Here is a 13,003-nt window from a genome sequence, read left to right as displayed (position 1 = left end):
GCCGGAACCGACCGGGTCAGACAGCTGGCGACACCGCCACCGTCTCGTCTATAGCTGCTCGATCAGTGCGCGGGCCGCGGCGACGAGGGTGCGACGGTGGGCGCTGATCCGTTTGTCGGTTTCGGGGTCAGAACCGTCTGCTCGTTTGAGTCCTACGGGCGCGAAGAACCAGGCTTGGGCCATGCCGTACAGCAGCACGAGCAGATCGACTGCCGTGTCAGCAGTGTTGACGGTCGTGGCTATCGCAGCGACTTTCACGGCGTAGAGCGGTGAGTGGTCTGGTCCGAGTTCGGGTCGCTCAAGCTCTCGCCACAAGCTGATGCGCACGGCGGCAGGGTGTGCCCGGTGGTAGTCGAAGAGGCGCCCGACCCACTCCGGCAGATCGTCGACATCGACGGGCACGGCCTCAGCCAACGCCGTCAGCTCACGGTTCAGCACCGCACCGAAGAGGTTCTCTTTGCTGCCGAAGTAGGCGTAAATCAGACGCACATTGGATGCCGCTCCGGAGGCGATGCGGTCGATGCGGGCGCCGGCCAATCCCCGTTCGGCGAACTCGTCGGCCGCGGTGGCCAGGATCCGTTCTCGCGTTGCATCAGCGTCTCGTGCCATCCGCCCATCGTAGTGAAACGTTCACTTACCTGCGTTAGTATTGAAGTAAGTAATTACTTACATGAGGAGACAAGACCATGCAGACACGCACCCTCGGCGCACAAGGCCTCGAAACATCAGCGATCGGATACGGCGCCATGGGAATCTCCATGGCCTACGGAGACGGTGACACCTCCGGCGCAGCCGCGATCACGGCCGCGTTCGACAGCGGCATCACCCTCTTCGACACCGCGGAACTGTACGGCTGGGGCGAGAACGAGAAAGCGCTCGGCCGCGCGGTGGCACCCTTCCGTGACGAGGTGCTCATCGCAACGAAGTTCGGTTTCACCCACGACTACGGTTTCGACAGTCGTCCCGAGCACATCCGTGAGGTGGTTCACAGCAGCCTGCGCTTCTTGGGCACCGACCACATCGACGTGCTCTACCAGCACCGCTTCGACCCCACCGTTGCCATCGAAGACGTCGCCGAAACCGTGAAGTCCCTCGTCGACGCGGGAGACGTGACGTATTTCGGCCTCAGCGAGGCAGGGGAAGACACCATCCGTCGGGCTCACGCCGTGCATCCGGTATCTGTTCTGCAGACCGAATACTCGCTGTTCGAACGAGACGTCGAACAGCTGTTTCCGCTGCTCACAGAACTCGGAATCGGACTCGTGCCATATTCGCCTCTCGGCCGCGGATTCCTCACCGGAACCGCGAAGCCGGCCGGAGACTACGATGACAGCGACATGCGCAACACCGACCCGCGGTGGCAGCCCGGAAACTTCGAGAAGAACCTCGCCGCAACCGAGCAACTGCAGAGCCTGGCTGCAACGATGAACGCGACCGTCGGGCAACTCGCGCTGGCCTGGCTGCTCGCCCAAGGCGAACACATCGTTCCGATCCCCGGCAGCCGCGACCCGCTGCGCGTCGCCGAGAACGCGGCCGCCGCGACTCTCGAGCTCACACAGGCGCAGCTCGAACGCATCGCACACATCCTGCCCGCCGGTGGATTCGGCGCGCGCTACACCCCAGAGAACATGCCCACCTGGCGGTGATCACCCCGAGGCGTGTCGGTTCGCCGTGCCCGTCGGCGCCCTGGATGCGTCGAGAGGTTGCTGCTGTTTCAGTCCGGTGACGAGAAGCGTGACCATCCGTCTGACGTCGTAGTGGGGGTCGCGGGGGCTGAAGGCCACGAGATCGCCGATGGCGCGGATCAGTTGATAGGGTGTCACGTCGGCGACCACCTCGCCCGACGTCCGGGCCGCCTGCAGCAGTTCGGCAAGCACCGGGACGAGCCGCTCCACGAAGAGCACATGCAGCGCCGTAAAGCCGGCCGCGTCGCCCTCCCAGACGCGCGCAAGGCCGTGCTTGGTGCCGAGGAAGTCCACGAATTCGTGCACCCAGCTCAACGTGGCCGCGAACGGCGTCGGCTCCGAGGCGAGCAGCAGGGGCCCGGCTTCGGCGCACGCGTCGATCTGGTGACGGTAGACGGCGACCACAAGATCGGATCTGGTCGGGAAATGCCGGTAGAGGGTCGCCACACCGACCCCGGCGGCAGCGGCGACCTCACGTACGGGAGCGTTCACGCCCGACGTGGTGAAGACCGTAGCGGCCGCATCGAGGAGCGCCCGCTCGTTGCGCTCCACGTCGCGTCGTCGAGGCGCGTCGTCGAGAGGGGCGGCAGCCGTCATCCCTCGATCATCGCACAGCGGATCATTTATCGGAACCTAGATCCGTTTTGACTTGCGAAACGAACCAATGTTCCGTATCGTACGGAACGGCGATCCGTTTTGACCGTCATTCGCGAAAGGCCTCTCATGTCTCCCCTCGAAACATCCGCCCAAGTCATCAGCGTGCGGCCGGTAACGCTTGCCGCACCGGATCGCGGTACGAACCTGCAGGTGCGCATCACGGCACCGACCGAGGGCACGGATCTACCCGTGATCCTCTTCGCGCACGGGTTCAGCCAGTCCATGATGGCTGCCGATCCGCTCGTCGACTACTGGGTCGCGAACGGATTCGTGGTCGTGCAGCCCACGTTCCTCGATTCCGCGACCCTCGGGCTGCTTCCCACCGACCCGCGGTATCCGACCATCTGGCGCACCCGCATCGACGATCTCGAGCAGGTCATCGACGAACTAGACACCATCATCGCCGCCGTTCCGGGCCTCCCGAGCCGGGTCGACACGCAGCGCCTCGCCGTCGCGGGGCACTCATGGGGAGGCCAGTCCGTCGGCATGCTGCTCGGTGCCCGGGTGCTCGATTCCGAGGGGCAGCCCGGAGAGGATCGAACCGACAAGCGGGTGAAGGCCGGCGTGCTGCTTTCGACGACCGGCATCGCTCGAGGAGATCTCAGCCCCTTCGCACAAGCGAACTTCGCGTTCATGAGCCCGGACTTCACGCAGCTCAACACACCGAGCATCGTCGTCGCCGGCGACCACGACCAGTCGCCCCTCTCCACACGGGGCCCGGACTGGTTCACCGACGTCTATTACCTGAGCCCCGGAGCGCGTCACCTGGTCACGCTTTACGGCGGCGAGCACGGCCTCGGCGGGATCCAGGATTACTCCTCCACCGCCACGACCGACGAGAGCCCGGAGCGCGTCGAGCTCGTGCGCCGCAGCACGACCGCCTTCCTGAAGACGGCCCTCGGCATCGATGCCGCTGCCTGGGACGCCACGGCGGCCACGGCGGCCGAACCCGTCGGGCACATCGACTCGAAGTAGTCGGCGTCGCCATCGCCATCGCCATCGAACACTGAAAGGTCGCACCACCGTGATCGACAACCAGCATCCCCTCGGCACCGGATTCACCGCTGCCTCCACCGCCGCCGATGTACTCGACGGCATCGACCTGACCGGCCGGAACACGATCGTCACCGGCGGCCACGGTCGTCTCGGGCGCGAAGTAACCCGGGCTCTCGCCTCTGCAGGGGCGTCAGTGACCGTCGCCTCGCGCGATGTCGAACGCGCCAGGGCGGTGGTAGCGGGCATCCGAGGCGTAGTCGTCGACGAGCTCGATCTCACCGACCCGGCTTCGGTGGAGGCGTTCGCTGACCGATGGATGGCCTCCGGCCGACCGTTGCACGCCCTCGTGAACAACGCGGCCATGCTTTTCACCCCCGAGCTGCGCCTCGACTCCCGCGGCAATGAACTCTCGTTCTCGACGTCTCACCTGGGCCACTTCCAGCTCAGCCAGGCACTCCTGCCGGCCCTCCGACAAGCGAACGGCGCGAGAGTGCTGACCGTCACGTCGGGAGCAGCCCGAGGCGGCGAGATCCGCTGGGACGACCTCGCCTTCTCGCGCGGCTACAACGCCGGCGCCGCCTACGGGCAGTCCAAGCGCGCCAATGTTCTCTTCACGGTCGAGTTCGATCGCCGTTACGCAGGCGAGGGCATCCGCGCGTTCGCCGCGCACCCTGGAGTGATCATCGGGCCCGGGCCCCACGACCCGAGCCGCGTCGCGTCTTACCGCGAGCAAGGGCTCATCGACGAGAACGGCATCACGATCATCGATCCCGAGGGAGGTAAGAAAACCGTCGAGCAGGGGGCGGCGAACCTGGTGTTCGGTGCTGCGAGCCCACTCCTCGACGGGGTCGGCGGGGTCTACCTGAAAGACAGCGACGTCGCGAAGCTCGACGACGAAGTGCGGCCCCTCACGGCCACCAGCATCCCGTCCGATGCGAACTCGGCCATGCTCAATGCCGACGACGCCCGCCGGCTCTGGATGCTCAGCGAGGAGCTCCTCACCCGATGAAAGCGGCTTGCGTGCGAACCGCGCCGTTCAGTCGCTCTGATCGGCGTGCGTTCTGAAGATGGGCCAGCCGATCTCCGTTCTCCACGCAGACCGATCGCTCGTCTCATCGGCGCCGATCAGGTAGTACTCGCGAATCGGGCCCTCGACGCCAATGGCATGTTCGGCAACGTATGTGGCGAGCGCGCCGTACGATCGATCGATCTCTGAGGGTGAGCCGTCGTGAACGATCGTCGCGAGCTCCACCCCAGGCAATACCACTTCGGTGATTCTGCCGACCGCGGCGATCGACTTCTCCACAGGCACGAACATCGTCGCGAGGCCGCGCTCGTCGGTAAACAATTCGTGCGCAAACATTCCGCCTGCAAGCCCCAGCGATGTGTTCTGTGCTCGCAGGCTCGCCCGTAGCTCCCCGAGCGCACCCTGCCACCAGGGACCTACTTCTGCCATGCCTACCGTTGCGGTGATGGCTGCCACGCGCGTGGGAGGGATGCTGTGATGACGGATGTTCGGGGCGATCGCGACGGGGGCTAGGAGTAAATCGCTCAACGAAGCGACGGCCGCCTGCGTCGCTGTCAACTCGTTCTGCAGCCGCTGAAGATGCGCATTGATCAGTCGATCGCGACTGACGAGATTTGGTGCCCGAATGACCGCGGCGATCTCGTCGAGCGGTATGTTCACGTCTCGGAATCGGCGGATGACCTGCGCAGCGGCGGCTACGTAGTTGTCGAGGCGCACGACAGGCCTGCGCCTATGGAGTAGGAGTACACAGTGAGTGGAGAAAGAGGTTGTCGGCGACAGGATGGCAAGATCGTGAGTCTCGTCATCATCCACAACACGCCGGTCACTCTCTAAACCGCAGGGGAATCCTCGCTGACTAGCGCGGATCCTGCCTCTGAATGACCGGGCGATCCTCGGGAATTGTCGGCACAGCAGCGTCAGCGGCCAGCGTCGAGAGAAGGCGAAGCGCCTGCGCCGTGCCACTGCCCGCGTCTGCGTGATAGATGACGAGTGTCTGCCCGTCGCTGCCGGCGACCTCGAATTTGTCGTAAGTGAGCTGCAGCTCTCCCACACTGTGGTGATGCATCACGTGAAGTCCGCCGCCGGATTGTGGGCGCACGTCGTGGCGCGACCAGAGGCGGGCGAATGCGGAACTCTTGACCGATAACTCGCCCACGAGTTCGGTCAGCCGGACGTCTTCGACATCGAACCCGACCATGGCGCGGAGGGCTGCCACGAGAGTCACGACTTTGGTTTCCCAATCGGGCAGCAATTCGTGCACGGCCGGATCGAGAAAGGTGGATCGAAGTACATTCATGCCCGGTTCGAACATCCGCGAGAGGGCGCGGGCCAGTGCGTTCGAGGCGATGACGTCCAGCAGAGGCCCGTGCACGTATGCCGGTGTTTCAGTCCACGAGTCGAGCAGTTGCTGCACGCTGGGGCGCACACGTTCGGTGCGTCGTGTCGCGCGAGACGTGCCGGGCCTGGGGCTGGCCAACAGGTGAAGATGCGCACGGGCGTCGTCATCGAGATGAAGCGCACGGGCCACCGCCTCAAGCACTTGGGTCGAGGGATGCTGATCGCGGCCCTGTTCGAGACGGGTGTAATACTCGGTGCTGATTCCCGCGAGCATCGCCAGTTCGTCGCGGCGGAGTCCGGGCACGCGGCGGCGGCCGTTGTCGACCAGGCCCACGTCTTCGGGGCGCACTTGTTCGCGTCGTGCGCGCAGATAGTCGCCAATCACGTTCGGGGTCATGACCTAACCGTAAGCACTCCACCGAAGACATGGGTATCCCTGGCAGGAGGGGTCTCACCAGGCAATCGCTAACTTCTCAGATCGGCTGAACACTGGGCTCATGGCGGAACGACCGCTCAGCGACAAGTGCTCACAGGCAAGTAAAGGGAAAACGACATGACTCAGCGCACCTGGTTCATCACCGGAGTGAACAGCGGCTTCGGCCGCGCAATGACCGAGCAGCTCCTCGAACGCGGCGACCGCGTCGCCGGCACCGTGCGCAAACGTGACGCAGTGAACGACCTTTCGGAGACGTACGGCGAGAACTTCTGGGTCGAGACGCTCGACCTGACCGACACCGCAGACATCCGGCCCCTTGTCGACAAGGCCTTCACCGACCTCGGCACCGTCGACGTGATCGTCAACAACGCTGGATACGGCCTCTTCGGTGCGGCCGAAGAACTCACCGACGAGCAAGTCGAAGACGCACTCGACACCAACCTCCTCGGCTCCATCCAAGTGATCCGCGCGGCGCTGCCGCACCTCCGGGGGCAAGGCTCTGGCCGAATCATCCAGATCTCGACCTTCGGCGGGCAGGCCGCGCTGCCGGGCGGGTCGATGTACCACGCTACGAAGTGGGGTATCGAAGGATTCGTCGATGCCGTCGGCCAGGAGGTCGCGCCACTCGGAATCGGCGTCACGATCGTCGAGCCGGGCGGCGCCCGTACCGCGTTCCGGTACGGCAGCGCGAAACTCGGCCCCGCAATCGACGCCTACGCCGCATCCCCCGCCTCCTTCGCACGCACGATGATCGAGAGCGGCACCCAGCTCTCCCCCGGTGACCCGGTGAAGATGGCTGAGGCGATCATTGCCAGCGCCGACCAGAATCCGGCGCCGAAGCGCATCGTGCTGGGAACCGACTCGTTCAACATGATCACCGGCGCGTTGACCGCACGCCTCGCAGACGTGCAGGCTCAGCAGGACTCCGCTTCGGCCACCGATTTCCCCGCTGGAGAATGATTCTGACACTTTCGCGGATTGCCTGTTCGTGAAGTTCGACGTCGAGCTTGACGTCGATAGTCACGTTGTCGCCGAGGGTGAAGCCGCTGATTCCGCGCCATTGATGGCGTTGGGGTGCAACCGCTGCAGCGGGAGACGACACGTGAAAACGGCACCCTGGTTGGGGCTGAAGGGTGTCGGCTATTGGTGACGGCCCGCGCGCCACACCCGCTCGACCAGCGGCACACCGGGGCGGTACGCCAGGTGCGCGACGGAGGGCGCGTCCAGAAGCTGCAGGTCGGCTCGCGCGCCGACCTCGATGGTGCCGGTGATGCCGTCGACACCCAGCGCGGCAGCGCCCCCCGCGGTCGCCGCCCAGACGGCCTCGTCGACGGTCAGCCCGAGTTGCAGCACGGCGGTCGCCACGCAGAACGGCATCGAGGTGGTGTACGACGAACCCGGGTTGCAGTTCGTCGCCAAAGCGATGGTGGCGCCGGCGTCGAGAAGTCGGCGGGCAGGGGCGAACGGCTCGTGAGTGGAGAGGTCGCAGGCCGGCAGCAGCGTGGCGACCGTCAGCGAGCCGGCCAGCGCGTCGATGTCGGCCGACGAGAGATGGTTGCAGTGATCGACGCTGAGAGCCCCGACCTCGACGGCGAGCGCTACGCCGCCGCTCTGACCGAGCTGGTTGCCGTGAACCCGAAGGGCGAGTTTTGCGGCCGCACCTGCAGCGAGCACCTCGCGACTCTGCTCAACGTCGAAAGCGCCTGCCTCGCAGAACACGTCGATGGCCGAAACCCAGGGCAGAACTGCGGCGAGCATGGGGCCGGTGACGAGGTCGAGGTAGTCGCGGGCATCCACCCCGGGCGGCACGAGGTGGGCACCGAGAAAGGTGACGGTCTCGACGTGCCGCGCGGCGATCTCGGCCGAACGGGCTTCGGTGGCGATGTCGAGCCCGTAGCCGGTCTTGGCCTCGAAAGCCGTGCTGCCTTGCGCGGTGGCTTCGGCGAGCAGGCGCACGAGGTTCTGCTCGAGCGCGGCGGATGTCGCGGCTCGCGTCGCGGCGACGGTCGAGGCGATTCCGCCCGCACTGTACTTCTCGCCGCGCATGCGCGCCTCGAATTCGGCTGCGCGGTCGCCGGCGAAAACCGGGTGCAGGTGCGAGTCGACCCAGCCGGGCAGAACGGATGCGCCACCCGCATCGACCGCCGTGTCGGCGGCGGGGGCGCGGCGAGCGCTGCCCACCCAGACAATGCTCTCGCCGTCGAGCACGACGGCCGCATCGATGAGACGGGGCCCGACGTTCGTCGTCAGCTCGCCGATATTGGTGATGAGCTCAGTTGCCATGGTGCTGCCTCTGGATAAGTCGGTCGATCTCGGCTATGGCCCGACCGAGGGCGTGGGCCGGGGTGTCTGGGGCGCCGCTGCGGGCCGTGCGCGCGGCACGGTCGGCGGCACTGACGCGTGCACCGCTGCCGCTGCCGGCGACGCAGACACCGCCCACGAAAACGCGGAGCACGTCGGCCGACGTCGCAGTGAGGGCGAGCTGCTCGATGTCGCCGCCGATGGTGCGAACCGACATGGTTTCGACCTCGACCCAGTCGGCCCAGGCTCCCGCCGCCAGGCCGCCGCCGAGCCCGAGCGAGGCGTAACCGTCGGGCCCCGCAGCGGTGAGCAGGTCGGCGGGCGAGAACCGCCCGCGCCGGCCCGAGGCGAGCCGCTCCCCCGCTTCGAGACCGCGCATTTCGAGAAAGGGGTCGATGACGGCGTTCTGGTCGGAGCCGAGAGCGATGCGGCATCCTGAATCGGCGAGGCGTCGGGCGGGGCCGATTCCGTCGCCCAGGTCGGCCTCGGTGCTCGGACACATGACGACAGTGACGCCGGCAGCGCCGAGCAGAGCCACGTCTCCGTCGGTGAGGTGAGTCGCGTGAACGACGCTCAAGCGCGGGCTCAGCATGCCCGCGTCGGCGAGCATCCTGGTCGGCGTGGCTCCATAACGCGCGAGGCATTCGTCGTTCTCGCGCGGCTGCTCCGAGACGTGCACGTGCAGGGGCACGTCGGGGGCAAGCTGGCGCGCAACGACGGCGAGAGCATCCGGTGGCACGGCGCGCACCGAATGCACGGCCGCACCCAGAGTGACAAGCGGCGCGTAACGCGCGAGTTCGTCACGAAGCGAAAACCAGCGGACGAGCCACCGCTCAGCGGAGCCATCGCCGAAGCGTCGCTGCTCGGCCTCGAGGGGCGAATCGATTCCGCCCGTGAGGTAGAGCGTGTCGAGCAGCACGAGCCGGATGCCAACGGCGTGGGCGGCCTCGGCGAGCGCGAGTTCCATGGCGTGCGGCGGCGTGTAGGGCGTTGCATCCGGCCGGTGGTGTACGTAGTGGAACTCCCCCACCGCGGTGTATCCGGCAGCGAGCATCTCGCCGAAGACGCCGATGGCGAGTGCGCGGTAGAGATCGGGATCGAGGGCGTTCGCGGCCGCATACATGCGGGTGCGCCAACCCCAGAAGTCACCGCTGCCGGCGTTAGTGCGCCCGCGCAGAACCCGGTGGAAGGCGTGCGAGTGAGCGTTCGCCATTCCGGCAACCACGGTTCCCAGCTGTGTGTCGCCGCCGAGCGGCGCGACTCCGCCGGTCACGGCGGCGATTCGGCCGCTCGTGTCGGTCTCCAGCCGCACCGATCGCACGGCTCGACCCGCCACGAGGGCGGTGTCGCACCAGAACGCCGGGGCCGTGGGGTCTGCTCGCGTGAGCCGTTGCGCGCGTGCCGACGCGGCGCTGTCGCCGGCGCCACCGGTGCCGTCTCCAGCGTCGCGGTCGGCTCGGGCCTCGCGCTCGGCGCCACCGGAGCCGCTCACAGCAGCGACCGCAGGATGCTCGTCAGCGCCTCGACGCCCGCCAGCGTATCGGCGTGCTCGGCGAACTCCTCCGGCGCGTGCGAGATGCCGGTGGGGTTGCGCACGAACAGCATCGCCGTCGGAACGACGCCGGCAAGAACACCCGCATCGTGACCGGCGCCGGTGCTGAGCCGGGGAACATCGCCGAGCGCCGCAGCGAACCGCTCGCGCAGGCCGACGTCGAACCGCACGGCGCCGCTCCAGCTCTCTTCGGCCACGTCGAGCTCGCAGCCCTCGAGCGCCGCCGATGCTCGGGATGCCTCGACGATCTCGGCGACGAGGGCGCGAGTATCGGCATCCGTCGCCGCCCGGGCATCGAGCCACACCGACGCTTCGGCGGCGATGACGTTCGTGCCGCCCGGAGCCCAGTTCGAACGCCCGACGGTCGTCCGGGCATCCTGAGCCGCGTGCGAGGCAGCGATATCGCGAAGCCCGACGATCGCACGGGAGGCCGCAACCACCGGATCGCGGCGACCGTGCATCAGCGTGGCGCCGGCGTGGTTCGCCTGGCCCGTGAAGGTGAGACGCCAGCGGCCGTGCGCGAGAATCGACGACGCGACGGCGACGGGCGCACCCAGGTCGATGAGCCCGCGCCCTTGCTCGACGTGCAGCTCGATGAAGAGGCCGATCCGCGCGAGGGCCTCGGGGTCGTGGCCGAGGTTAGCCACGTCGAAGCCCGCACGCGAGCCCGCCTCGGCGAGCGAAACGCCGTCGGGGTCGAGGAGGGCGCGTGCGCGCTCGGGATTCAGCTGCCCGGTCATGAGACGGGAGCCGAGGCACGCCACCCCGAACCGCGATCCTTCTTCTTCGGCGAAGACCACGACGGCGAAGGGTCGGCTCGGGGCGAAGCCGGCCGCGCGCAACGCGGCGACGGCGTCGAGGGCCGAGACCACCCCGAGCGGCCCGTCGTAGGCTCCGCCGCCCGGCACCGAGTCGAGGTGGCTGCCGGTGACCACCGCGTCGGGGCCTGGCACGCCCCACCACGCCCAGATGTTCGCGTTGCGATCGGTCTCGACGGCGAGACCTGCAGCGGTGGCTCGCTCGATGAACCAGGCGCGCAGGTCGAGTTCGGCGTCATCGAAGAGGTGACGGTGGTACCCAGCGCGCGAGCCGCCCAGCGACCCGCCGCGTGCGCCGCCGCCGGTCCGCGAGCCGCCTCGGCCGACATCCTCGATCTCGCGCAGACCCGGCAACAGGCCCGAACCACTGACACTCGCGGTCGACGGCATCACGCGCCGCCCGCGCGCTGATCCAGCACAGCGCCCTCATCGATGCCCGCGCCCGGGTGACGACCGGCGGCCTCCTCCATCGGGATGCGCAGCCCTCGCTCGCGAGCGACCTCGCGCGCCCGCTCGTACCCCGCGTCGACGTGCCGCATGACCCCGGTGCCCGGGTCGTTGACCAGCACGCGCTCGATCTTCTCGGCCGCGAGCGCGGTTCCGTCGGCCACACAGACTTGGCCGGCGTGGATGCTGCGCCCGATGCCGACCCCACCGCCGTGGTGAATCGACACCCACGTCGCCCCCGAGGCGGTGTTCAGCAGCGCGTTCAGCAGCGGCCAGTCGGCGATCGCATCCGAGCCGTCTGCCATGCCCTCGGTCTCCCGGTACGGCGACGCCACCGATCCCGAGTCGAGGTGGTCGCGCCCGATCACGATCGGTGCGCTCAGCTCGCCCGACGCGACCATCTGGTTGAACTTCAGCCCGGCGAGGTGGCGCTCTTTGTACCCCAGCCAGCAGATTCGTGCCGGCAGCCCCTCGAACGACACCTTCTCCGCCGCCTGGGTGATCCAGCGGTGCAGCTTCGTGTCGTTCGGAAACAGCTCGAGAATCGCCCTGTCGGTGGCCGCGATGTCGGCGGGGTCACCCGACAGCGCCACCCAGCGGAACGGCCCCTTGCCTTCGGCGAAGAGCGGGCGGATGTACGCGGGAACGAATCCGGGAAAGTCGAACGCCCGCTCGCAGCCGCCCAGTTCGGCCTCGCGGCGAATCGAGTTTCCGTAGTCGAAGACTTCGGCACCGGCATCCTGAAACCCGACCATCGCCGCGACGTGTTTGGCCATCGAGGCGCGCGAGCGCTCGGTGAACGTCTCGGGGTCGGCGGCGGCGAGCGCCGGCCACTCGGCCACCGAGACACCCTCGGGCAGGTAGGCCAGCGGATCGTGTGCCGACGTCTGATCGGTGACGATGTCGATCGCGACGCCTCGCTCGAGCAATTCGGTGAAGACGGTGGCAGCGTTGCCGACGAGACCGACCGACAACGGCCGCCGTTCGGCCTTCGCAGAGAGCACGCGGGCGAGCGCGTCGTCGAGATCGTCGGTCATTTCGTCGAGGTAGTGGTGATCGACGCGGCGCCGCAGTCGCGCCGGGTCGACGTCGACGATGAGCACGACGCCCTCGTTCATGGTGACCGCCAGGGGCTGGGCGCCGCCCATTCCACCGGCGCCGCCCGTAAGAGTCAGGGTTCCGGCGAGGGAGCCGCCGAAGCGCTTGTCGGCGATGGCGGCGAAGGTCTCGTAGGTGCCCTGCAAGATGCCCTGGGTGCCGATGTAGATCCACGAACCGGCCGTCATCTGGCCGTACATCGTGAGCCCGAGCGCCTCGAGCCGGCGGAACTCGGGCCACGTCGCCCAGTCGCCCACGAGATTCGAGTTGGCGATCAGCACACGCGGGGCCCACACATGAGTGCGAAAGACTCCGACAGGTTTGCCCGATTGCACCAGCAGCGTTTCGTCGTCGTCGAGGTCTTCGAGCGTACGGATGATCGCGTCATACGCCTCCCAACTGCGCGCCGCCTTGCCGGTGCCCCCGTACACCACGAGGTCGTCGGGGCGCTCAGCGACCTCCGGGTCGAGGTTGTTCATGAGCATTCGCAGCGGCGCCTCGGTCTGCCAGCTCTTCGCCGAGAGCTGGGTGCCGTGGGCGGCGTGAACGACACGGGGGCCGGATGCCCGGCGGGGGTCGAGGGTGGTCATGAGGTGTCCGATCGGTGGTGTGACAGGTGTGGGGTGGGGAGGCTTCTCAGTGGAATGC

At 67.6% G+C, this 13,003-nt stretch carries 12 protein-coding genes; 4 read left to right on the top strand and 8 right to left on the bottom strand.

All coding sequences use genetic code 11. From position 1 onward, the window contains the following. Positions 1 to 48: 48 nt before the first annotated feature. On the bottom strand, positions 49 to 609 hold the full coding sequence (locus tag LQ955_RS01130) for a TetR family transcriptional regulator (protein ID WP_231026412.1): 561 nt from the start codon (positions 607 to 609) through the stop codon (positions 49 to 51). A 77-nt stretch (positions 610 to 686) separates the two neighbouring features. Here LQ955_RS01130 and LQ955_RS01125 point away from each other — a divergent pair, with 77 nt between their 5' ends. Beyond that, positions 687 to 1,646 (top strand): aldo/keto reductase, encoded by a 960-nt coding sequence (locus LQ955_RS01125; protein ID WP_231026411.1) that lies wholly within the window; start codon positions 687 to 689, stop codon positions 1,644 to 1,646. On the opposite strand, the gene LQ955_RS01120 is transcribed toward LQ955_RS01125, so the two are convergent. Beyond that, positions 1,647 to 2,282 carry a TetR/AcrR family transcriptional regulator gene (locus tag LQ955_RS01120; protein ID WP_231026410.1) on the bottom strand — a complete coding sequence of 212 codons (636 nt, stop codon included), beginning with the start codon at positions 2,280 to 2,282 and terminating at the stop codon, positions 1,647 to 1,649. It lies immediately after the preceding gene. Positions 2,283 to 2,408: 126 nt separating this feature from the next. On the opposite strand from LQ955_RS01120, the gene LQ955_RS01115 reads away from it, so the two are divergent. Both LQ955_RS01115 and LQ955_RS01110 read left to right on the top strand, forming a co-directional pair. Beyond that, positions 2,409 to 3,317, top strand: a complete 909-nt coding sequence (locus tag LQ955_RS01115) for an alpha/beta hydrolase family protein (protein ID WP_231026409.1) — start codon at positions 2,409 to 2,411, stop codon at positions 3,315 to 3,317. 49 nt (positions 3,318 to 3,366) lie between these two features. After that, the gene (locus tag LQ955_RS01110) at positions 3,367 to 4,347 is read left to right on the top strand and encodes an SDR family NAD(P)-dependent oxidoreductase (protein ID WP_231026408.1); all 981 of its coding nucleotides are present in this window, start codon (positions 3,367 to 3,369) and stop codon (positions 4,345 to 4,347) included. 27 nt (positions 4,348 to 4,374) lie between these two features. Here LQ955_RS01110 and LQ955_RS01105 read toward each other — a convergent pair whose 3' ends face one another. Further along, positions 4,375 to 5,178: a MerR family transcriptional regulator gene (locus tag LQ955_RS01105; protein ID WP_231026407.1), complete on the bottom strand. Its 804-nt coding sequence runs from the start codon at positions 5,176 to 5,178 to the stop codon at positions 4,375 to 4,377. A gap of 43 nt (positions 5,179 to 5,221) precedes the next feature. Then, the gene (locus tag LQ955_RS01100; protein ID WP_231026406.1) at positions 5,222 to 6,100 is read right to left on the bottom strand and encodes a helix-turn-helix transcriptional regulator; all 879 of its coding nucleotides are present in this window, start codon (positions 6,098 to 6,100) and stop codon (positions 5,222 to 5,224) included. Between the two features lie 156 nt (positions 6,101 to 6,256). Between LQ955_RS01100 and LQ955_RS01095 the strand changes: the two genes are divergently transcribed. After that, positions 6,257 to 7,099 (top strand): SDR family oxidoreductase, encoded by an 843-nt coding sequence (locus LQ955_RS01095; RefSeq protein ID WP_231026405.1) that lies wholly within the window; start codon positions 6,257 to 6,259, stop codon positions 7,097 to 7,099. 180 nt (positions 7,100 to 7,279) lie between these two features. Here the strand turns inward: LQ955_RS01095 and hutI are convergent, their stop codons facing one another. Genes hutI through hutU form a run of 4 tightly spaced genes read right to left on the bottom strand, consistent with a single transcriptional unit; the run spans position 7,280 to position 12,945 of the window. Continuing rightward, positions 7,280 to 8,422, bottom strand: coding sequence for an imidazolonepropionase (gene hutI, locus LQ955_RS01090; protein ID WP_231026404.1), 1,143 nt, complete (start codon positions 8,420 to 8,422; stop codon positions 7,280 to 7,282). Next, complete coding sequence (locus tag LQ955_RS01085; RefSeq protein WP_231026403.1) at positions 8,412 to 9,932, bottom strand: formimidoylglutamate deiminase; 1,521 nt, start codon at positions 9,930 to 9,932, stop codon at positions 8,412 to 8,414. Before LQ955_RS01085 ends, hutI begins: the two co-directional genes overlap by 11 nt. Continuing rightward, positions 9,929 to 11,200, bottom strand: a complete 1,272-nt coding sequence (locus LQ955_RS01080) for an allantoate amidohydrolase (protein WP_231026402.1) — start codon at positions 11,198 to 11,200, stop codon at positions 9,929 to 9,931. Before LQ955_RS01080 ends, LQ955_RS01085 begins: the two co-directional genes overlap by 4 nt. Next, positions 11,200 to 12,945 carry a urocanate hydratase gene (hutU, locus tag LQ955_RS01075; RefSeq protein WP_231026401.1) on the bottom strand — a complete coding sequence of 582 codons (1,746 nt, stop codon included), beginning with the start codon at positions 12,943 to 12,945 and terminating at the stop codon, positions 11,200 to 11,202. The genes LQ955_RS01080 and hutU overlap by 1 nt, the downstream gene beginning before the upstream one ends. Positions 12,946 to 13,003: the final 58 nt, after the last annotated feature.

This window comes from Subtercola endophyticus, assembly GCF_021044565.1.
Classification (GTDB): Bacteria; Actinomycetota; Actinomycetes; order Actinomycetales; family Microbacteriaceae; genus Subtercola; species Subtercola endophyticus.
This window is presented reverse-complemented; position numbering and strand designations above follow the sequence as displayed.